General features: G+C 70.9%; 16 protein-coding genes and 1 pseudogene. 3 read left to right on the forward strand and 14 right to left on the reverse strand.

Translation table 11 applies throughout. The annotated features are described in order from the left end of the window. Positions 1 to 141: 141 nt before the first annotated feature. Positions 142 to 1,083, reverse strand: a complete 942-nt coding sequence (locus JQX11_RS12175) for an AEC family transporter (RefSeq protein WP_204925088.1) — start codon at positions 1,081 to 1,083, stop codon at positions 142 to 144. 162 nt (positions 1,084 to 1,245) lie between these two features. Between JQX11_RS12175 and JQX11_RS12180 the strand changes: the two genes are divergently transcribed. Together JQX11_RS12180 and JQX11_RS12185 are read left to right on the forward strand one after the other, a co-directional pair. Further along, positions 1,246 to 1,692, forward strand: a complete 447-nt coding sequence (locus JQX11_RS12180) for an ATP-binding protein (RefSeq protein WP_307826156.1) — start codon at positions 1,246 to 1,248, stop codon at positions 1,690 to 1,692. Positions 1,693 to 1,749: 57 nt separating this feature from the next. After that, positions 1,750 to 2,307 (forward strand): dihydrofolate reductase family protein, encoded by a 558-nt coding sequence (locus tag JQX11_RS12185; protein ID WP_204925089.1) that lies wholly within the window; start codon positions 1,750 to 1,752, stop codon positions 2,305 to 2,307. Positions 2,308 to 2,356: 49 nt separating this feature from the next. Here the strand turns inward: JQX11_RS12185 and JQX11_RS12190 are convergent, their stop codons facing one another. The 13 genes and pseudogenes from JQX11_RS12190 to JQX11_RS12250 all read right to left on the reverse strand — a co-directional run bounded on the left by JQX11_RS12190 (position 2,357) and on the right by JQX11_RS12250 (position 17,505). Then, on the reverse strand, positions 2,357 to 3,055 hold the full coding sequence (locus JQX11_RS12190) for an alpha/beta fold hydrolase (protein WP_232377759.1): 699 nt from the start codon (positions 3,053 to 3,055) through the stop codon (positions 2,357 to 2,359). 65 nt (positions 3,056 to 3,120) lie between these two features. Continuing rightward, positions 3,121 to 3,558, reverse strand: a complete 438-nt coding sequence (locus JQX11_RS12195; RefSeq protein ID WP_204925091.1) for a hypothetical protein — start codon at positions 3,556 to 3,558, stop codon at positions 3,121 to 3,123. Between the two features lie 9 nt (positions 3,559 to 3,567). Continuing rightward, a pseudogene (locus JQX11_RS12200) lies at positions 3,568 to 4,762 on the reverse strand (Cmx/CmrA family chloramphenicol efflux MFS transporter). Between the two features lie 885 nt (positions 4,763 to 5,647). After that, positions 5,648 to 6,532, reverse strand: coding sequence for a ribosome-inactivating family protein (locus tag JQX11_RS12205; RefSeq protein WP_204925092.1), 885 nt, complete (start codon positions 6,530 to 6,532; stop codon positions 5,648 to 5,650). Between the two features lie 237 nt (positions 6,533 to 6,769). Continuing rightward, positions 6,770 to 7,519: an SDR family NAD(P)-dependent oxidoreductase gene (locus tag JQX11_RS12210; protein WP_204925093.1), complete on the reverse strand. Its 750-nt coding sequence runs from the start codon at positions 7,517 to 7,519 to the stop codon at positions 6,770 to 6,772. Between the two features lie 86 nt (positions 7,520 to 7,605). After that, complete coding sequence (gene wrbA, locus JQX11_RS12215) at positions 7,606 to 8,229, reverse strand: NAD(P)H:quinone oxidoreductase (RefSeq protein ID WP_204925094.1); 624 nt, start codon at positions 8,227 to 8,229, stop codon at positions 7,606 to 7,608. A 250-nt stretch (positions 8,230 to 8,479) separates the two neighbouring features. After that, positions 8,480 to 8,950, reverse strand: coding sequence for a MarR family winged helix-turn-helix transcriptional regulator (locus tag JQX11_RS32325; protein WP_204925095.1), 471 nt, complete (start codon positions 8,948 to 8,950; stop codon positions 8,480 to 8,482). After that, positions 8,947 to 9,699 (reverse strand): trimeric intracellular cation channel family protein, encoded by a 753-nt coding sequence (locus JQX11_RS12225; RefSeq protein ID WP_204925096.1) that lies wholly within the window; start codon positions 9,697 to 9,699, stop codon positions 8,947 to 8,949. Before JQX11_RS12225 ends, JQX11_RS32325 begins: the two co-directional genes overlap by 4 nt. A gap of 71 nt (positions 9,700 to 9,770) precedes the next feature. Beyond that, a complete protein-coding gene (locus JQX11_RS12230; protein WP_307826157.1) occupies positions 9,771 to 10,544 on the reverse strand; it encodes an alpha/beta fold hydrolase in 774 nt (257 codons plus the stop codon). Between the two features lie 34 nt (positions 10,545 to 10,578). After that, complete coding sequence (locus tag JQX11_RS12235) at positions 10,579 to 12,615, reverse strand: AfsR/SARP family transcriptional regulator (RefSeq protein ID WP_204925097.1); 2,037 nt, start codon at positions 12,613 to 12,615, stop codon at positions 10,579 to 10,581. A gap of 109 nt (positions 12,616 to 12,724) precedes the next feature. Further along, entirely contained in the window at positions 12,725 to 13,561 is an 837-nt protein-coding gene (locus tag JQX11_RS12240; protein WP_204925098.1) for an alpha/beta fold hydrolase, read from the reverse strand. Between the two features lie 96 nt (positions 13,562 to 13,657). Further along, positions 13,658 to 14,359 (reverse strand): alpha/beta fold hydrolase, encoded by a 702-nt coding sequence (locus JQX11_RS12245; RefSeq protein WP_204925099.1) that lies wholly within the window; start codon positions 14,357 to 14,359, stop codon positions 13,658 to 13,660. 269 nt (positions 14,360 to 14,628) lie between these two features. Beyond that, positions 14,629 to 17,505 (reverse strand): AfsR/SARP family transcriptional regulator, encoded by a 2,877-nt coding sequence (locus JQX11_RS12250; RefSeq protein WP_204925100.1) that lies wholly within the window; start codon positions 17,503 to 17,505, stop codon positions 14,629 to 14,631. On the opposite strand from JQX11_RS12250, the gene JQX11_RS12255 reads away from it, so the two are divergent. Further along, positions 17,484 to 20,345, forward strand: coding sequence for an ATP-binding protein (locus JQX11_RS12255; RefSeq protein ID WP_204925101.1), 2,862 nt, complete (start codon positions 17,484 to 17,486; stop codon positions 20,343 to 20,345). The genes JQX11_RS12250 and JQX11_RS12255 overlap by 22 nt on opposite strands. Positions 20,346 to 20,363 lie beyond the last annotated feature (18 nt).

A 20,363-nucleotide genomic window follows, 5' to 3' on the forward strand; every position in this document is an offset into this window, starting at 1 on the left:
GCCGCGACGTACGCGTTCACGCCGCAGAACCGCGCCCCGACCGGCTGCGGGACCGCCCGCCCGGGGATGGTCGGCAGGTCCGGCCGCCGGCACCCGGTCGGGGTGACTCACCATGGTTTGCGGGTGTCTCCGCAGGTGGACCTATCCGAGCACGGCAGCCGCCGCTGCCAGGGTGACCAGCGACAGCGTCGTGGTCAGGACCACCGCCCGGCTGGTCACCGCCTCGCCGAGGCCGTACTCCTGGCCGAAGATGAACGTGTTCTGCGCTGTGGGCAGGCCCGCGCACACCACCACGGCGAGCAGCTGCGGCGCGGGCAGGTGCAGGGCCAGACCCGCGACGTACGCGACGACCGGCTGCCCGACGAGCTTCAGCGCCGTGACCACGGCCAGCTCGCCCCGTCCGGCCCATTGCGCCGGCACGGCCCGATGGTCCCGCGACGGCGTACCGCGGTGCAACGACGCGCCGAGCGCGACCAGAGCGGCCGGAGCCGCGGCGCCCGACAGCAGGGTGAGCGTCGCGTCGGCCGTCGCCGGCAGCCGCAGGCCGGCAGCCGAGCAGGCGACACCGAGCAGGGACGCCAGGATCACCGGGTTACGTACCGGCAGGGAGGCGATCCGGCGCATCCGTACCCGCCCGGCGGGGTCGCCGTGCCGGTCCAGGGCGACCAGGATCACGGGTGCCACCACGAGCACCTGCAGCAGCACCACCTGCGCCAGGAACGCCACGTCACCGAGGACCTGGGTAGCGATCGGGATGCCGAGGTTCGCCGAGTTGACGTACCCGGCGGCCATGCCCCAGAGGGGTCGTTCCCCAGGCTCGCGACCGAACAGCCGGCTCGCACCGAACCACCCGAACCCGACCACGGCAGCCGTGCTCATCGCGAAGGCGAGCAGCGGGCGGCTCGCGAACCCGGACAGCGGCATCCGGGACAGTGCCAGGAACAGGGCGGCCGGCATCGCCAGCTGGAACACGAACCGGCCGAGTACCGCCGCCCCGGCCTCGCCCAGCAGACCCCACCGAGATGCCGCGTAGCCGACCACGGTGAGAATCCAGATCGGTACGAACGCCGACACCAGGCTCATCCGGGGGTCACCGACGGCCGGACGAGGGATCGCTGCGCCCGAGGGCCGGTGTCCCCATGCGCCAGGTCATCAGTATCGCCTCGATCCGCGTCACCCCTGGACGACCGCCCGGAGACCCTGCCACCGGCCGGCCCGTGTCTCGTCTCCCGCTACCGTACGGACGTGGCGCGGGTACTGGTGACCGGCATGTCGGGCGCGGGAAAGACGACGGTCCTCGACGAGCTTCGCCGGCGGGGTTTCCGCACCGTCGATACGGACTACGGCGGCTGGGAACTGCCCGACGGGACCTGGGACGAGCCGGGGATGAACCGGTTGCTCGACCGGCACCGTGATCTGGTCGTGTCCGGGACGGTGGAGAACCAGGTCCGCTTCTACCACCGCTTTCACCACGTCGTTCTGCTCAGCGCACCGTTGGAGGTTCTTCTCCACCGGGTCACCCGCCGAACGAACCCCTACGGAAGGACTCCCGCACAACGGGCGGAGATCGCCCGTTACGTCCTGACCGTCGAACCACTGCTCAGGCGTGGAGCCACCGTCGAACTCGACGGACGTCGGGGGGTTTCCGAACTGGCGGACACCATCGAAGCGCTGGTCGGGAAGGAGCGCTGATCGTCAACTGCATGTCGCGCTCGGGCCGTGGCCGCCCCGGCACTAGACTCGCCGGCCATGGGCCTGCTCACCTTTAGCCTCAACATCACCCTGGACGGTTGCGTAGACCACCAGGAGGGGATCGTCGACGACGACACGCACGCCTTCTTCACCCGGCTCATGGACGAGAGCGGGGCGATGCTGTGGGGTCGTGTCACCTACGAGATGATGGAGAGCGCCTGGCCGGCCGTCGCCCGCGGCGACCAGGAGGCGTCGCCTGCCATGCAGAAGTGGGCGGCCACGCTGGAGACCAAACCCAAGTACGTGGTGTCGACGACGCGCACGGACTTCCCGTGGAGCAACAGCCACCACATCGCCGGTGACCTGCGTGAGGGCGTGCAGAAGCTCAAGGAGGCGACCCCGGCCGGGGTCCTGCTCGGCAGCGGCAACCTCGCGACCGAGCTGGACCGACTGGACCTGATCGACGAGTACCGGATGGTCGTCCATCCTCGGATCGCCGGTCACGGCCCGACCCTCTACCAGGGCGGGCTGCCCAGCACACGCCGACTTGAGCTGATCTCGGCGAAGCCGTTCCGCAACGGTGCGCTGGCGCTGCACTACCGCCGCGCCGACTGATCACCGGAGTCCGACGTGAAGATCCCGGAGTCCGGCCGCCTCGCGCGGATCACGGACCGGTGCAGGCGTCGGTGATGGTCGAGGTCCACACCTCGGGGTGGGTGAACCAGAAGTCGTGCGGTACATCCGCAACGGTGGCGAACCGTCCGTGTGGCACGAGTGCGGCGAGCTGCGCCAGGGGCCAGGAAGGACGGATGTCGTCGCCAGCGGCGATGAAGTACATCGGCACCCCGCAGGTGGCGAGCCCGCGCCACAGGTCGGCCCGGTGGGTCCATTCGGTGAACGAGTCGCCGAGTGCCGCGTGGACCTCGGGTACGTGGTCGATATCCACCACCGGCTGTGTCGCCCTGCCGGCCTTGTACGCCTCGGACCAGGTCTGGTCGCGTTGCGGTCCCCTACCGGCGATGCTGACCACCGCGGCCACCGCCTCCGGATGGTCGACGGCGTAGCGCACCGCGAGATCACCACCCCAGGAGTGACCGGCGACGATCCAGGTGACGACACCGACTGCGGCACGGATGGCTTCGAGGTCGGCGACGGCTTGTTCCATGGTGTGCGGGCCACCGGTCGAGCGGCCGACGCCGCGCGGCTCGGGGTACCAGGCACGGTGACCCCGTGGCGCAAGTTCATCGTGTTCCAGGTACTGCACGCATCCCGGGCCGCCGCTCAGGACGACGACGTCAGGCCCCTGCCCGGTGACGCCCACGTGCAGTGTGGCGGTTCCCACCTGAACCGTCCGGGATTCCATGTCCGGGGACGCTATCAGCCCTGTTCGTGGCGAGCAGAGGGGTGCCGCGGGCCGGGGTCGTCAGTTCACAGCTCGACCAGGGCCAGCGTCCACTGGCCGTGAGCGTCCTCCCAGAGGGTGACGATCTCGCCGACCGGGACCGAGTTGTACTCGTGCCGCTCGTCTTCCTCGTAGTAGTCGCCATCCTCCTCGGCCGCCGCGACGATGCGCAGGGCGTCCTCGCGGGTGCCGTCGGTGGCTGCGCGGATGCGGGAGACCCGCCACGGGACACCGCTGAGGTCGCGGCCGACGAGCGCACTGCCGGGCACGAGGTTCTTGTCGTCGTCATCGATCTCGAAGAGAGTGCCGGGACCGTCGACCAGCAGCGTGTCGGTGTCGCCGATCATCAGGCTGTCGTCGACGACCTGTCGTTCGCCGCGGAGCACCGCCGGGTCGAGCCAGGCCGGCCGCCGGTCGAGTCCGACCTCCCTGATGAAGTTTCCCCAGGCGTAGAGCGCATACATGCGCGCATGCTATCGAGCAGCAGGATCCTCGTTTGTTCGGGAGGAGCGGTCCTGCCGGCGCGTAGCACGACAGGTGAACCAGACGCCGACGGCGAGCATCACCAGCACGGCGCTGACGATGATCGGGCCTTGCACGCCGAGGGCCTCGATGGCGAGACCGCCGGCGACGGGTCCCGTGACGGCACCGATGTTCAACGCGACGGTCGCGAAGGAGCCACCCATCGTGGGTGCGTCGCGCACGGTGGCGATGATCCGGGCGATGAGCGTGCTGCCCAACGCGAAGGACAACGCGCCCTGGGTCAGGGCGAGGAACCACAGCGCCACAGGGCTGGCAACGGTGAACGCCAGCAGCACCCAGCCCGCCGTGAGCAGCGGCCCGGTGACGGTGATCAGCGGTCGCCAGTGCCGGTCACCGACCCGCCCGGCCATGGTGACACCGAGGAACGCGCCAATTCCGAAGACGGCGAGCAGCAACGGTACGGTGCGCTCGGTGAGCCCGGCCGATCCGGTGGCGATCGCCGCCAGGTAGGTGAAGGTGCCGAACGTCGCGGCGTTGACCAGCACGGCCAGCACGATGTTGCACTGTGCCGGACGTAGTCGCAGACTTGCCAACTCGCGGCCGATGCTGCTCGTGGCGCTCGTTTCCGCGGTCTCCCCCGGGTGGGTCGGCGTGGCCGCCAGAACCGCGGCCAGCGCAGGCAGGCACAGCAGCGCGATCGCCCACAGGGTGGCGCGCCAGCCCAGCACGTCGCCGACGAGGGCACCGGCGGGCACCCCGGCGATCAGCGCGAGGGTGGTGCCGCCGAGGATGACTGCCAGCGCGCGGGTGTGCCGCTCGGCCGGCACGATGCGCGTCACGGTCGAGAGTGCGACGGCGAGGAACCCGGCATTGGCCAACGCGGCCCCGATCCGTGAGGCCACCAGGATGGCGAAACCGTCGGTGACCGCGCCGATGACGTGCGCGGCGATGAACAGGGTCAGGAAGCCGGCCAGGGTCCAGCGGGGGTGGGAGCCGGCGGGCAGCGGCGGCCATCGTCGGCGCGCCGATGACCATTCCCAGGGCGAAACCGGCGGTGAGAAGCCCGGCCCGGCCGAGCGGAACCGCCAGGTCGGTGGCGATGCCGGGAAGGATGCCGGCGAGGACGAACTCCGAGGTTCCCTGGGCGAAGACCGCGACGGCGAGCAGATAGAGGAGGACGGGCATGAGCGGACCTTCCGAAGCAAGGACGTGATGGGTGGCAGGTGGGTGGCACTGCCGGTGCTTCGGATGCGCAGGAACTCGTGCGACGTCGCCGCCGACCGGGTCGGCGCGGCTCGTCAGCGCAGGGACTGGGGCATCTGGGGCTACCGGGAGGCCGGCAGCCCTGACCAGTCCGCTTGGGGAGAACTCACCTCGCGAGGCTACCAAACGGGCCCGTCGTCGCTGGTGAGCGCGCATCGACAACACGCGCAGGTCATCTGGGCCGTCCGTCCCGCCGTCCCGCCGGTCAGGGTGCCCCACCGATAGGCCTCCACCACCACCCGGCGGTCGCGCCGCCTGCCACCCGCACCGCGACGGGTTGATCGACAACCATCTCCGGCGACCCCTGGACACCCCTTCAACACGCAGTTCAACAGGCTCGTCACCGCATGCCACCCTTGGGAACAGCGTCGCAAAACGACCCTGTTCCGCTGCCAAACCTTGAACGTCGACCGTTGCGAGGTGCTCCTCGCCCGCCGTGCACCGTCCGGTCTGCGAGGATCATCCCTGAGCTTCAGCGCAGGACCACTCCGATCACTGTCGACCCGGCCAGGTCAGGGGCGGCCACGGCGGGTACCACCCGATCGGGTGCGCCGCTGCCAGGTGCCGACTTTCGAGGGGCGTGTGGTCGAGCGGCGAAGCCGGCACCCCGGATCGCTGATCTCCAAGGTGCCGGCTTCGCCGCCGACCGTCGGTCTCGCCGTAACCGCACCGGGCAGGCTCGGAGGTCCGCCGGGACAGACCGGACGCATCACCTCGAACGCGTCCCTGCTTCCTCAGCGAGGTCCGGGGCCGCCCGATGGATCCGGTTCTCCGCTCGCTGTTTGCCGGGTCGTGCGAGGCGGCAGGTCAGTACTGGGCCACCCGTACGTACTGCCGCGCCTGGGCGATCGTGGAGATGACGTGGGTGGAGTTGCCGCCGAGCCGCACGGTGTAGGTGTTGGTCGCGCCGTAACTCCATCCCAGAATGGCGCTGGAAATCGCACTCCACTGATTCTCCAGCTCAGCATGCCGAAGGGTGATGGGAGCATTGTTGTAGCTCCGCATCCCCTGCCGGAAGATGCCCTCGATGTCGTTGAAGCGGGCACCCTCCGAGACGAACCCGATCAGGGTTTGCAACGACCTGGCCGCCTCCTGCTGCCGGCCACCGGGGTTGGCGGTGGGGTTCTCCATGCGGGCCAGCGATCCGATCGAGCCGGCGACGTCCTGGAAATTGGCGAGCATCGCCGTCCGGCTGCGGTTGGCAGCTCCCTCGATGCTGCCGTAGTTGCTGGTGAAGTAGAGCGTCTGCACGTTGGTGTCGACTCCGTACCAGCTACTGTTGGTCGTCCGGCTGAACCTGTCCCGCAGGGTGCCCGCCTGATCGGAGAACGCGTAGGTGGTGCCCCGCTGGGTGGAGAAGCCCAGGACGTAGAGGTTCTGCGGGTCGATCCACAGATCGACGTCCTGCGCCGCGTACTCGAGCGTGACCCGCAGCAGGGCCCGGTTCGTCTGGGTCACCAGTCCGCCCCGACTGTCGGCCCAGTCCGACACGGCATTCCGTACCGCCGCGAGAAAACTGGAGTACCTGATCATCTGATTGTCGCCGGGGCCGTATTCCATGATGAAGTAGACCTGCCTCAGCTGGTCCGTCGGAATGCTGGCCGACGCCGGACCGCTGCTGACCGCGGCTCCGCCGGCGGCCATGACCAGCGCTACGGCAGAGCCGACGACCGCGCGCACGAGACGGTGCATTGTCCTCATTGTTTCGCTCTTTCCTCTTCGACGATTCGCCGCCCGGTGGTATTCCGGGCGTGGAATCCCGCCGGTCGTCGGCGGCTCCCCCGAAAAGCTACATAGGACGTGTTTATTCCTACTGATCTGCTTGTGGAACGGCATCGACGATGCTGGCCCGTTCCGCGCGGGTAGCACCTGTCGGTCCCCGTGCGCCCGGTGACTGTCCGATGGCCGCCGTCGTGGGTGGCGGGTCCGCTATCGCGGCAGACCCTGGTAGTCGGCCGGTCCGGCGATCTGCCCACCGTCGCCGGCCACTTCGCTGCCCGTGACGAACGTCGAGTCGTCGCTGGCGAAGAACAGGACGATTCGCGCGATGTCGTCCGGCTCACCGACCCGGCCGAGCGCGACGTTGGCCGTGTCGAAGACGACGCCGTCGGTCATCGGCGTCCGGATCTGGCCGGGGTGGACGGCGTTCACGCGGATCCCGTGGACGCCCAACTCCAGCGCGGCGGTCCGGGTCAGGCCGCGCACGCCCCACTTGGACACCACGTAACCGGACATTCTCGGCACACCCTGTAGGGCGCCGACGGAGCCGATGTTGACGATCGATCCGCCACCGGCGCGCTTCATCGCCGGGACCGCAGCCTGGATGCCGTTGAAGACGCCGATCAGGTTCACGTCCAGCGTGCGCTGCAACCGCGCGGCGTCCCACTGCTCCAGCGGAGCTGGATCGGCGATGCCCGCGTTGTTGACCAGGATGTCCAGTGAGCCGAAGCGCGCCTCCGTCCGTACGACCAGGGCGGCCCACTGGTCCGCCGACCGGACGTCGAGTTCCTCGGCGACGGCCCGCTGCCCGAGTTCGACGGCGAGAGCCTGCGCCGCCGCGAGGTTCACATCGGCGACGACCACGTTCGCGCCCTCGGTCACGAACCGCCGAACGGTGGCGGCACCCATGCCCATCGCGCCGCCCGTGACCACCGCCGTCTTTCCCGCCAACCGTGCCATGGTGGCTCCTCTCTGCCGTACCGTGACGGCCCTTTCTGTAGTTCCCGGCCGCTCGACGCGGTCGGGTGCCGGTGGCGGCCGAACGGTCAGGCGGCACGCCCGGACTTCAGGGCCCGCGCGATCCGGACGACCCGTTCGGCCTGGTGGCGGGCGGAGTTGCGGGTGGCGTCGTCGATCGAGCCGAGGTCGGGGCCGAACGCGGCGTGGTGCGACGTGCCGTAGGGGTTGCCGTCGACGAACTTGACCGCGTCGGTGTATCCGGGCGGCACGATGATCCCGCCGAAGTGGTGGATGCTGTTGTACATGGCGAGCAGGGTCGACTCGTGCCCGCCGTGCCGGGTGCCGGTCGAGGTGAAGCCGCTGTAGACCTTGTCGGCCAGCCCACCGGCCTGCCACACCGGCGACAGGGTGTCGAAGAACTGCTTCAACTGGGCCGCGATGTTGCCGAAGCGGGTGGGTGAGCCGAAGATGACCGCGTCGGCCCAGGTGAGGTCGTCGGGGGTCGGGGTGGGCACGTCGGCAGTGGCCGCGTGGTGGGCGGCCCAGACAGGATTCGCCTCGATCGCGGCCTGCGGCGCGAGCTCGGCGACCTTGCGGACCCGCACCTGCGCCCCGGCGGCCTGCGCCGCGTCCGCCATCGTGTTGGCGATCTCGGTGCCGGTGCCGGTCGACGAGTAGTAGATCAGGGCGAGTGTGACGACGTCGGACATGGCTGTGGTCTTCTCCTCGGTTGCGGGACCTTGGCGGCCCCGGCGGGATACGGGCGACTTGCCTCGACCGACCGTAGCCACTTTTAGATGACACGTCATCGCCTTGTGTCTGGTGACACATCACCTTTAAGGGCCCAGGAGCCGACCAATTATCGGATCAAAAGGGGCATAACACCACTATTACTGCAGCATTCCCGCCGGCGCCACCGCCAAGTCCGGGTGACTTATCACCTACCTGGCCTGCGGTTGATCAGTCCTCGAAGGCGTCGCTCTCGAGGTTGTCCAGCACGGTTTCGGAGACCACGGCGAGGGTGTCGAGCTGTCGAGGGCTGAGCAGGTCGAGAAATATCTGACGCACGTACCGCAGATGCAGGGGCGTCGCCTTGTCGATCACCGCACGCCCCTCATCGGTCAGGGCGATGCGTGTGCCACGTCGATCCTCGACGCAGGTCTGACGTTCCAGCAGCCCCCGTCGAATCATGCGCGACGTCTGGTGGATCACCCGGGTCTTCTCCCACCGGAGAGCCTCCCGCAGCTCGAAGACCCGCATCGGACCGTCCGGGGACATGCGCAGGACGCTCAGCACGGCGAAGTCCGCCACCGAGATATCCGCGTCCCGGAGCAACTGGCGATTCAGGTGACGCCGGACGTCCTCCTGCATCGTCAGGAACCCGAACCACGCACGGCGTTCACGGTCGCTCAACCGCCCAGACTCACTCACCCATCCACGCTACCGCCGAAGGACGCGCCCGACCGGTTGGCCGACCGTCGTGCGCGGTGACTGCGGTGCCGCTGTCTGCTGCGACCGACGCCGTCGGGACCGGTGTTCGGGCGTCGGTGGCCTACCGCACGCTGTTCGGGGAAGGTCCAGCCGAAGCGAACGGCGGACAGCCGCACGGACGTCGTCACGACGACGCAGGCGAGCCCCGCGATCAGGGTCGGCGTGCCGGATGCGGTCAGCAGGACGAGCGTCCCGGTGCCGGCCCCGGCGGCGACGGCGTAGAGGGTGCCGACCTGCAGAATGGAGATCGGCAGTCCCAGGATCACGTCGCGCAGGATGCCGCCGCCGATGGCTCCGATGACCCCCACGACCAGCGCCCCGGCTCCGCCGACGCCGACCGACAACGCCTTCGAGGCCGCGATCGCGCCGAACACTCCCATCACCACCGCGTCCAACCCGGTGATCAGCCAGGCCACCCGGACGATCACCGGTTGCAGCAGCATGCCCAGGACCGCCGAGGCGCCGGCCACCGGCAGGTACCAGTTCCGCCAGACCACGACGGGCGGTTGATTGAGCAGCATGTCGCGAAGCAGGCTCCCCCCGAGCGACACGGCGAGTCCGATGACGACGACGCCGAACACGTCGATGCGGCGCCGTCGCTCTCCCGCCGCGAACAGCGCGCCCTGAAGACCGCCCAGCCCTGCGGCGAGCAGTTCGATCCAGAGAGCCACCTGGAACAGGGTGGACATGTGGTCATCCTCCGCAGGGCTCGGGCCGGCCCACCGGGGTGAGCCGGCCCCGGATCAGTGGTGCTCGGGGGTCAGCGAACGCCGGTGGCGGCGCTGCGTGTGGCGGTGACGATCACGTCGGAGACGACACCGGGCTGGGTCGCGAACAGTGCGTGACTGGCCGACACGTTGGTGACCTCCGCGTTGATCCGCTTGGCCATGTGCTGCAGCATCGCCTGGTCGAACGCCTTGTCCTCGGTGGCGATGACGGCCCAGCTCGGCTTGTCACGCCAGGCGGCGTTGGTCACCACCGCCGAGAACACCGCCATGTTGACGGGCACCTGCGAGTCGCGCAGGAACGCGGCGTCGGCGTCGCTGGCATCTGCGGCGAACCCGGCCCTGAACGTGTCGGGGTTGAGGTAGCCGTATCCCTGCACGACGTCGATGACGAATTCCGGAGTCGGGGCGAAACCCTCGTACTGCTGGGCGGAGGTCTCGCCGGCGTCGGGCACCAGTGCCGACACGTAGACCAGCCCGGCGACGTTCGGGTGCACTCCCGCCTCGGTGATGACCGTGCCGCCCCAGGAGTGACCGACGAGAATCGTCGGACCGTCCTGTCGGTCGAGCACCCGCACGGTCGCCGCGACATCGTCCTCGAGCGAGGTGAGCGGGTTCTGGACGATGGTGACCCGGTATCCCCGGGATGTCAGGTTGTCGTACACGCCGCGCCAGCCCGAACCATCGGCGAACGCGCCGTGCACGAGTACGACGTTGCGGATCTCTCGATCGGTGGTGCTCATGGCATTCTTCCTTTCGTTGCCGCGCCGGTCGTTCCCGGGCGGAGTCCTCGGTACCCCGACGGCCACCGTCGGTGACGTGCAGCGCGTGCAGGCTCGGTGATCAGCTCTGTTCGGCCGGATACGGCCGCCCATGCCGGCGCGGACCCGGGGGTGCCGACCGCCCGCAGGCACGCCCGCGCCCCCGTCGCGCGGTCGAGCCGCCAGCCGTCGCGCTGACCCGGCGCAGCGCCGCTTTCCTGGCCTCGGCGTCCTCGTTGAGGTGGACCAACTCCCGGGCGTAGGCCCGCACCAGGGCGTGCATGGTGAAGCGGCCCGGCGCGTGTTCGGCGATCAGCCCGGTCCCGACCAGTTCGTCGCAGAGCAGCCGCGCCTCGGCCACGGCCACACCGGCGAGGCCGGCCATCGCGAGGACCGTGAGGTCCGACCCGGGATGACGTGACGCCAGCCGGAACAGGCGGGCCGCGCGATCACCGAGCATCCGGTACGACCACGCGAAGGTCGCCCGGAGGTCGCGGCCCGCATCGGCGAAGCCGTCCAGCGTGCCCCGGGCGTCGCGCAGTTCACCGGCGACAGCGGTCAGCGAGTGCCCCGCAGCGGACAGGGCCCGACCCGCGACCACGGCCAGTGCCAGGGGAAGCCCACCGCAACGCTCGGTGACCTCGTCGAGGGCCGCCGGATCCGCAGCGGTCCGCGCCGCGCCGATCCGGGCGGTCAGGAAGCGTCGCGCGTCCTGGTGCGGCAGCACGCCGAGCGTCATCAGGTGGGCGCCGTGTGCCGTCGCCAGCCCGGACAGACGCCGACGACTGGTGACCAGCACCAGGCAGCCGGGTGCACCCGGCAGCAGGTGCCGGACCTGCTCGACGCTGTGGGCGTTGTCCAGTACGACCAGGACGCGGCGACCGGCCAGCAGACTGCGGTACAGGCCGGACCGGGCATGCCCACCGGCCGGCAGCTCGGCGTCAGCGACGCCGAGGGCGTTGAGGAAGCCCTGTAGGACGTCGGTGGGGTGCAGCGGGGACTGGTCGGGGTCGAAGCCCTGGAGATCGACGTAGAGCTGCCCGTCGGGGTACGCGCCGGCCACCCGGTGGGCCAGCTGGATGACGAGGGACGTCTTGCCGATGCCAGGCATCCCGTCGATGGCGAGCACCGGCATCGACACCCGCGTCGTCAGGTGCTCGTCGACCAGGCGGCAGGCACGTCGCAGCGCCTCGTCCCGCCCGGTGAAGTACGCAGGGCTGGCCGGCAACTGGGCGGGCAGCACCTCGGTGCGGTACGGCAACCCGGCGAGGTGCAGCCGGCCCGGGTGCGGATCCGGCGACGGGGACTCGGCGCTTCCGGTCGCCACGGATCCTGCCGGGTCCCGCCGCAGCACCTGCTGGTAGGCCTCGCGGAGCTCCCTGCCCGGGTCCACCCCCAGTTCGTCGGCGAGCCGGTGACGGACGCTGTGGAACAACGCGATGGCCTCGGCCTGCTGGCCATCGGCGGACAACGCGAGCAGCAGCTGGGACTGTAGTGCCTCGTCCCACGGGCGGTGCTCCGCCACGCGCCGCAGCACGGGCAGGACGGATCGGGCCCGCTCCAGGCGCAACGCCAGTGCGGTGGCCTCGCGGGCCAGGTCGGCGCACTCGTGGTCCACGGCGCCGAACGCCAGGTGGTCGTTCGCGCCGAGCTGCGCGGCCCCGCCGCACGGGCCCCGCCACAGGCCGAGGGCGTCCTCGTAGGCCGACGCGGCCTCCGCGAACCGGCCGGCGCCCTCGGCCGACCGGGCCCGTGCGGCCAGCGCGCGTAGTCTCAACAGGTCCAGGTCGTCGGGGTGGACCTGCATCCGGTATCCGCCGGCGTCGCCCCGCAGCCACCGTCCGGCGGATCTCGCCGCAAGGCCGGGCTCGAACAGACGTCGTAGCGCACCCACGTACCGGTGCACGACGTTCACGGCGCTCTGCGGTGGCTGCCGGCCCCACACCACCTCGAGGATCTCGCCGACCCCGACGGGCTGTCCGGCGTTGACCAGCAGCAGACCGAGGATCAGCCGTTGCTGGCGGGGCCCGAGATCCACCGGTACGCCCCGACGCCAGATCCGTACGGGCCCGAGCACACCGAACCACAGCGGCGTCTCGTCGTCATGGTTGACGGACACGATCCCCACCCTCCTGCGTCCACCGGGAACTGTCGTGAGTCTGTTGATGCCGCCCCGGCCTGAACGGCGGCCGAGGAAGCCGGCATGCCGGGGCGGCTGACGGGGCCGGTCAACGGGTGGTGGCGCGGGCGGCCTCGTCGATGAGATCCGCCACCGCCTCCGGCTCGGAGACCGTCACGGCGTGCGAGGCGTCGATCTCGACGGTGCGGGACTTGGCCCGCCTGGCCATGAACCGCATCGACTCGGCCGGGATCGCCAGGTCCTGCCGGGTCACCAGGAACCACGAGCGGATCGACCTCCACGCGGTCCTCGTGGCCGGCTCGTCGAGCGCCGCGCTCGTGATCGGCCGCTGGGTGGCCGCCATCAGGTCGGTCACCTGCCGCGGCACGTCAGCGGCGAACACCCGGCGGAACTGGTCCTGCTCGATGTAGAGGTCCGTGCCCGCCCCGGCGCCCGCAATGGTCACCGGCACGCTCACCAACGCCGGACCCAGCTGCCCGCCCGGATACTTCGCGGCCAGCCCCGAGGTGCTCTCCCCCCGGTCCGGGGCGAAGCTGGCGATGTAGACGAGCGCCCTGACGTCCCGGTCCCCGTCGGCGGCCTCGCTGATCACCGAACCGCCGTAGGAGTGACCGGCCAGCACGACCGGCCCCTGGACGCTGTCCAGCACGCTGCGCACGTACTCGGCATCCGAGTGCAGCCCCCGCAACGGGTTCGCCGCGGCGACCACCGGATAGCCGTCCCGTTTGAGGTCCCTGACCACGGCGTTCCAGCTCGACGAGTCGGCGAACGCGCCGTGCACCAGCACCACCGTGGGCTTGGCCCACGGGCGTTGTCCCGGCACCGCGTGCGCGGATCCGGCGACGAGTGCGGCGGTCAGGACACCCGCGACGACGGCTGCCCCGCCGACCAGCGGCCTCGACATCCGGGGGAAGGGGAGGTTCATGGGATCGTCCTTTCGATTCCGGGACGGCCCGACCGACTCGGGTCATCCGTCAGGAGTTGGTGGAGGCCGGTCGACGACGGGCCTGCCGGCGCAGCGTCAGACCGCGGCCGCGGCGCGGAGGATGACGTCGGCAACCGCCTGCGGCTGCGACGCCGGCAGGGCGTGGGACGCGCCGGCCACCTCGACCGACTCGCGCGCGTTGGCACGCCCGGCCATGAAGCGGAACGTTCCCCGCGGGATGGTCAGGTCCTGCTCCGGAAAGACGAACCAGGACGGGACCGTCTTCCAGGCCGGCTCGCCGGACGCCTCGGCGAGGGCGTTGCTGTTCAACGGCCGCTGGGTCGCCACGGCAAGATCGGCCTGGTCGAAGGGCAGGTCGGCGGCGAAGAACTCGTGGTAGCAGTCCGGCCGGACGTAGAGGTCGGCGGTGCCGTCGGCCAGCGGCACCTCGTAGAGGTGGGGGCTGAGGGTGGCACCGGGGAACCCGCCGGTCAGGTCCGGCACGGTCTCACCCCGGTCCGGAGCCAGGGCGGCGACGTAGACGAGGGCCTTGACGTTGTCGTTGCCGACGGCGGCACCGGAGACGACGAAACCGCCGTACGAGTGACCGACCAGCACGATCGGACCCGCTGTCGTGCCGAGCAGGCTGGACACGGCGGCGGCGTCCGCGGTCGGACCGCGCAGCGGATTTCCGGCCGCGACGGTGCGGTGACCGGCGGCCTGAAGCCGGCGGATGACGCCGTTCCAGCTGGCGGACTCCGCGAAGGCCCCATGGACCAGGACAATTGTGGGTTTCATGTGAGCGCTGCTTTCCGATGTTCGGTGCGATCTGACGGCGGGCCGCCGGTGAACCCAGAGTCGCCTCCCGCACGGCGCACCGAATCAGTCATTCGCCTGCGGTCAGGCACGGTCGGCCACCCCGCTCGGGACAGAATTTTGCCCTAGATGTCCGGATCGCCCTGGTTGCCGGGGTCGGTACCGGCCACCGCCACGGAGCACGGACGATCGGTGCCGGCGGACGTCCCGGTTAGGTCATTCGACAGATGGGCCGGCAGCCGCCCGCCCTGCTACGCCCGTGCGTCGTCGGCGCGGTGGCCCAGCTTCGCCAGGCGACGCCGGATCCCCGCCTCCTGGTCCGGGTCCGCGTCGTTGCCCACGGCGAGAGCCGCCAGCCAGGCCGTCCGTGCGGCGGACCGGTCGCCCATCGCATAGGCGGTGTCCCCCAGGCCCAGCTTCGCCCGGACCATGCGCACGCGATGGTTGATGGCGGTGGCCAGCTCGTCGGCTGCGGTCCAGTCCGCCAGCGACTCGGCGTACCGTCGCTCGCGGAGATACAGGTTGGCCCGCCGGAGATGGCATTCGCTGCGCCGGCCATCGTGGTCGAGCTGCTCGCTCATGGCGAGAGCCCGCCCGATGGTCTCGAAACTCGACGTACGCTCGCCCAGTTCGTACTGGGTGTCGGCGAGTCGGCAGAGCACATCCAGTTGCGTCATCTGCTCCCCGAGCGACTCCGCGATGCGCAGCGCCCGGTGATGGCAGGCGACAGAGCGGTCGTAATCGCCGACCGCGAAGCTCACCTCGCCGATGTTGCGCAGCGTCAGCGCTTCCCGGGACGCGTTGCCCAGCTCGGTGAAGATCACGAGGGCACGTTCGAGCAGAGCCAGTGCGGACGTGCTGTCGCCGAGGTAGAAACGGGCACCGGCCAGACTGCGCAGCATCTCCGCCGCTCCGGCCGAGTCGCCGGCGTCGACGGCGGCGTCCAGGCACTCACCTACGACGGTCGCCCACTCCTGCCACCAGCCGGCCCGCTGGTAGTACCCCTGTACCGTGAGCTCCAGCTGCCAGGCGTCGTACACCCGGCCGCTGTCGTTCGCCTGACGCATGACGGCCTTGAGCACCTCGCGTTCGGCGGCGAACCAGTCGGCGGCCGCCCTGTCGGTGTCCGGGCTCTCGACGACGACCCCGTCGTGGATCGCGGGCGGATCCGCGTCGATCTCGGGGTTGATGTGACGATTGGCCGCGTAGGCGGCCTGCCGGTAGTACCCGAGCAACCGGTCCACGGCCGCGTCCCGCTCCGCGGCGGTGTCGGTGTCGAGCAACAGCTCCCGCGCGTACGCGGCGATCAGGTCGTGGGAACCGTAGCGACCGGGCTGGCGTTCCGTGACCAGTCTGCTGCGCACCAGCTCGCCGAACACGCTGCGGGCGGTGCGCGCGGGCAGGCCGCCCAGGCTCGCCGCGGCCGGGAGCGTGACGTCCGGTCCCGGATGCAGTGCCAGCAGCCGGAAGAGGCGGGCCGCCGAAGCAGTGAGCCCACGGTAGGACCAGGAGAAGATGGCGCGCAGGTCGGTGTCCGGATCGTCGACGCCGAACCCGTCGAGGCTGCCCCGGGTGTCGTGCAGCTCACGGGCCACGGCCGGCAGCCCACCGCCGGGGCGGGCCAGGGTCCGGGCCGCCACCACGGCGAGGGCCAGCGGAAGGCCTCCACACAGGCTGACGATGTCGTCCAACGCCTGCCGGTCCGCCGGGGCACGTACCGGCCCGAGGCGTGAGACCAGCAGGTCACGTGCCTCGTCGTTCGGCAGAACGTCGAGTGTGAACACGTCAGCCCCGTGCGTCGCGGCGAGACCGGCCAGGCGGTACCGGCTCGTGACCAGCACGAGGCTTCCCGGGGCACCTGGGAGCAGCGGCCGGACCTGTTCGGCGTCGCGGGCGTTGTCCAGAACGATGAGCACCCGGCGCTCCGCCAGGACACTGCGGTAGAGCCCGGACCGGGCCAGGTCGTTCACCGGGATGTCCGGGCCACGAACGCCCAGCGCGTGCAGAAACGCCTGCAGCACCTCTCCCGGCGCCAACGCGGCGTCCGGGTCCAGGCCCCTGAGGTCGGCATAGAGCTGGCCGTCGGGGAACTCGTCGGCCACCCGGTAGGCGAGGTGGGTCGCCAGGGTGGTCTTTCCGACACCGGGGATGCCCTCGATGACCACGATCCGCAGCGCGCCGGCCGTGGCGCGGCCGTGGATGAGCGCACCTGCCCGACGCAGGCTCTCCTCCCGGCCGGCGAAGTGCGGCAGGTCGGGCGGGAGCTGGGCCGCAACGACGAGGGGGCCGCCCGCCGTCGGGGCTTCGTCGCGTAGCGGATCCGCCGGCGGCCCGGCGCTGCCCGGAGCGCCGCGTCGCAGCACCTGCCCGTAGGCCTCCTGGAGCTCCCGGCCCGGATCGATCCCGAGGTCACCGGAGAGCCGGCCGCGGAGTTCCTGGTACCGGGCTACCGCCTCGGCCTGTTGCCCGGTCGCGGACAATGCCAGCAGCAGTCTCGCCTGCACGGCCTCGTCCAGCGGACGCTGCGTGGCGACGCGCCGCAGCATGGGCAGCACCACACGTGCCGCTGCGGCGCGCAGTGCCAGATCGGTGGCCTCGCCCACCAGGTCGGCGTACTCGTTGTCCACCGCCTCGAAATCGGGGACCGGACGGCTGATCAGATCCGGTGCGCCGGCGCACGGCCCGCGCGACAGTTCCAGCGCCCGGACGTAGACCCCCAACGCCTCGGCGGGGTCGTCGAGCGTACGCGCCCGTCGTACCAGGTCGCGGAACCGCAGCAGGTCCAGCCCGTCCGCGTCGACCATCATGCGGTATCCGGCCGGGTCGCCCACCAGCCACCGGCCGGACGCGCGGGGCCGCAGGCCGGGTTCGAACAGTCGCCGGAGGCTGCCCAGGTGCAGGTGCACGATGTTCACGGCGCTGCGGGGCGGCCGCTCGTCCCACAACAGCGTGACGAAATCCGCGATGCCGACCGGCCGGCCCGCCCGCGCCAGCAGCAGCGCCAGGATCAGCCGCTGCTGGCGCGGGCCCGGATCGAGTTCCTCGCCGTCACGCCACACCCGCACCGGGCCCAGCACGGCGAAGCGTACCGGCGGGCCCTCGCCCGGTGTGCCGGGCGCCGTCAGCATGGCGAGCGGTCGACGATCACGGCTCCCAGCTTAGAGTCCGTCCGGCGGGGGCCACTGAACCCACGCGGTCCGAACGCGTAGTGCCAGGTGTGACGGCATCCCGCGAACTGCTGGTCGGACGCGACGTGGAACTGGCGCGTATCGGTCGTTTCCTGGAGTCAGTGCGGCATGACGGGAACGTGCGGATGGTCCGTGGCGAACCCGGTGTCGGCAAGTCGGCGCTGCTCGCCGCCGCGGCGGACATGGCCGAGGCCGCCGATTTCCGGGTGTTGCGCGGGTCCGGTTCCGAGTTCGAGGCGGACGTCAGTTACTCGTTGCTCAACCAACTGTTACTGCCGCTGTACGGCGAGACACAGCGGCTGCCTCCGGCGCTGCGCGACGCGCTCACCGTGGCGCTCGGCTTCGGCCCCGGCCCGGCACCCGCGGCACTGCTGGTCTGCAACGCCGCCCTGTCCCTGCTCACCACCGTGGCCAGGAAGGCGCCCGTGCTGCTGATCGTGGATGACGTGCAGTGGGCCGACCGGGCCAGCGCGGTGGTGCTCGGCTTCATCGCCCGACGGGTTCCGAGATCACCCGTCGGGGTCATCGCCGCCCGGAGAACCGGCACCGAGAGCTTCCTCGACCATCGCGGCCTCACCGGGGTCACCGTCGAGCCCCTGAGCACCGAGGCGTCGGCCCGACTGGTCGATGTCCGCTTCCCCACCATGACTGCGCGCGCCCGGCAACGCCTGCTCGACCTCGCCCAGGGCAACCCCCTGGCCCTGGTCGAACTGCCGGCCACCCTGGCCGGTCCCCCGTGTCCCGCGAACGTCTCGGACGTGGTGCCCCTCAGCGACCGGTTGCAGGCCAGCTTCGCCCACCGCATCGCCGGCCTGCCCGACCCCACCCGCCTGCTGCTGCTGCTCGCCACGTTCGAAGGCAGCGGCGACGTGCGCACCCTGCGCGGCATGACCGACCTCACCGCGCTGGCACCGGCCGAACGAGCCCAACTGGTACGGGTCGACGACACGACCGGTCGCCTCACCTTCCGGCACCCCCTCATCCAGTCGACGATCGTCGCGATGTCCACGCACGAGGAGCGCCGCCGGGCGCACCTGGGCATCGCCGAGGCCCTGCCGGGCGATCTGGAACGTCGGAGCTGGCATCTCGCCGCGGCCACCGCCGGGCCGGACGAGGCGGTCGCGGCGGAACTTGAGCGTGCCTCCCACCGAGTCCTGCAACGGGGTGACGCCCTGGCCGCCATCGCTGCCCTGATGCGCGCGGCGAACCTCAGCGGCACCCGGGAGGATGCCGCACGACGGCTCGCGGAGGCGGCGTACATCGGCGCGGAGGCCGGCGGCTCGGGGGACGCCACCACCCTGCTCGCCCGGTCCCGGGAGATGAGCGTCGACGCGGCCGGCACCCTGCACGCGGCCGGCGCCGCGGCCCTCTTGATGATCAATGGTGACGGTGACGTGCACACCGCCCACCGCCTTCTCGCCGGTGCGATCGAGACGGGCGCGCACGGCTGGCGCGCGGACGACCCCGCACTCGACGAGGCCATGCACACGCTGCTGTTGCTGTCCTGGTACGCCGGCAGTCCCGGTCATTGGGTCACCTTCCACCGGCTCCTGGGCATGCTCCGGCCGGGCCCCGGCGACCTCCTGTCGGTGATGAGCAGGACCTTCCCCGATCCGGTACGCACCGGTGCCCCGGCGCTGCCCGACCTGAAGGCGCTGATCACCACGTTGCCCGAGGAGGCGGACCTGACCCGGGTCATGCGGATCGGCACCGCCTCGATCTATCTCGACCGGCTGGGCGAGAACCGCGAGTACTCGTGGCGACTCGTGCGGCAGGGGCGGGAGGGAGGGGCGCCGCGGCGGCAGTTGTCCGCGATGATGCATCTCTGCCTGGACGGCTTCCTCACCGGCCGGTGGGACGAGTCCGAAGCCCTGGCCGTCGAAGCGCAGCAGGTCTGCGGCGACAGCGGCCTCACCTTCCTGAGGTGGTACTTCCTCTACACCCGCGCGATCGTCGCGGCCGGCCGCGGCCGGTCCGATGAAGCGTACGAGCTGGCCGACGAGATCACCCACTGGGCGCTGCCGCGCGGAGTCGCCGGAGCGGCGGCCATCGCCCACCACCCGCGTGCGCTGGCCGCCGCCGCGACGGGCGATTTCGAGTCGGCCTTCCGGCACGCTGCCGCGTCCAGTCCCGCCGGCGTCCTCGCCGCGAACGTGCCGAACTGCACGTGGTTGATGTTCGACCTGGTCGAAGCCGCGTTGCGCACCGGACGTACGGCCGAGGCCCGGGCGCACGCCGACGCCATGCGGGAGGCGGACGTGGCCGCCCTGTCCTCCCGCATGAGACTGCTTCAGCACGGCGTCGACGCGCTCGTGCTCGACAGCGACGCCGCCGGCACACGGCTCGAACAGACCCTGGAGGACCCGGCCTCCGAGCGCTGGCTGTTCGAGGCGTCGCGGATCCGGCTCGCCTTCGCCGAGAAGCTGCGCCGCCGACGGAACCTCTCGGCCGCCCGCACCCACCTGCTCGCCGCACGCAGCGGCTTCGCCGCGATGGGCGCCGACCCGTGGCTGGTCCGCGCCACCGCGGAGCTGCGGGCCACCGGCTATCAGCCCGCCGTCGCCGAGCAACCGGCCGCGGGCCTCACCGGCCAGGAGCTCGAAATCGCCGGCCTGGCCGCCAGCGGCCTGACCAACAAACAGATCGCCGAGCGCCTCTACATTTCGCACCGCACGGTCGGCGCCCACCTTTACCGAATTTTCCCGAAGCTCGGCGTCTCGGCACGGGCTGGGCTACGTGACGCCCTTTCGGCCCATTCGGCAGAGCTTCCGAACGACTGAGTACGCGCTAATTAACTG

It is taken from the genome of Micromonospora humida, from assembly GCF_016901255.1.
GTDB lineage: Bacteria > Actinomycetota > Actinomycetes > Mycobacteriales > Micromonosporaceae > Micromonospora > Micromonospora wenchangensis.

What these genes read in the sequence shown, in the direction of transcription:
- JQX11_RS12205 (WP_204925092.1), bottom strand. Translation starts at nt 6,532, where the DNA reads ATGCACCGTCTCGTGCGCGCGGTCGTCGGCTCTGCCGTAGCGCTGGTC.
- wrbA (WP_204925094.1), bottom strand. Translation starts at nt 8,229, where the DNA reads ATGTCCGACGTCGTCACACTCGCCCTGATCTACTACTCGTCGACCGGC.
- JQX11_RS12210 (WP_204925093.1), bottom strand. Translation starts at nt 7,519, where the DNA reads ATGGCACGGTTGGCGGGAAAGACGGCGGTGGTCACGGGCGGCGCGATG.
- JQX11_RS12190 (WP_232377759.1), bottom strand. Translation starts at nt 3,055, where the DNA reads ATGGAATCCCGGACGGTTCAGGTGGGAACCGCCACACTGCACGTGGGC.
- JQX11_RS12240 (WP_204925098.1), bottom strand. Translation starts at nt 13,561, where the DNA reads ATGAACCTCCCCTTCCCCCGGATGTCGAGGCCGCTGGTCGGCGGGGCA.
- JQX11_RS12245 (WP_204925099.1), bottom strand. Translation starts at nt 14,359, where the DNA reads ATGAAACCCACAATTGTCCTGGTCCATGGGGCCTTCGCGGAGTCCGCC.
- JQX11_RS12250 (WP_204925100.1), bottom strand. Translation starts at nt 17,505, where the DNA reads ATGCTGACGGCGCCCGGCACACCGGGCGAGGGCCCGCCGGTACGCTTC.
- JQX11_RS12185 (WP_204925089.1), top strand. Translation starts at nt 1,750, where the DNA reads ATGGGCCTGCTCACCTTTAGCCTCAACATCACCCTGGACGGTTGCGTA.
- JQX11_RS12175 (WP_204925088.1), bottom strand. Translation starts at nt 1,083, where the DNA reads ATGAGCCTGGTGTCGGCGTTCGTACCGATCTGGATTCTCACCGTGGTC.
- JQX11_RS12195 (WP_204925091.1), bottom strand. Translation starts at nt 3,558, where the DNA reads ATGTATGCGCTCTACGCCTGGGGAAACTTCATCAGGGAGGTCGGACTC.
- JQX11_RS12225 (WP_204925096.1), bottom strand. Translation starts at nt 9,699, where the DNA reads ATGTCCACCCTGTTCCAGGTGGCTCTCTGGATCGAACTGCTCGCCGCA.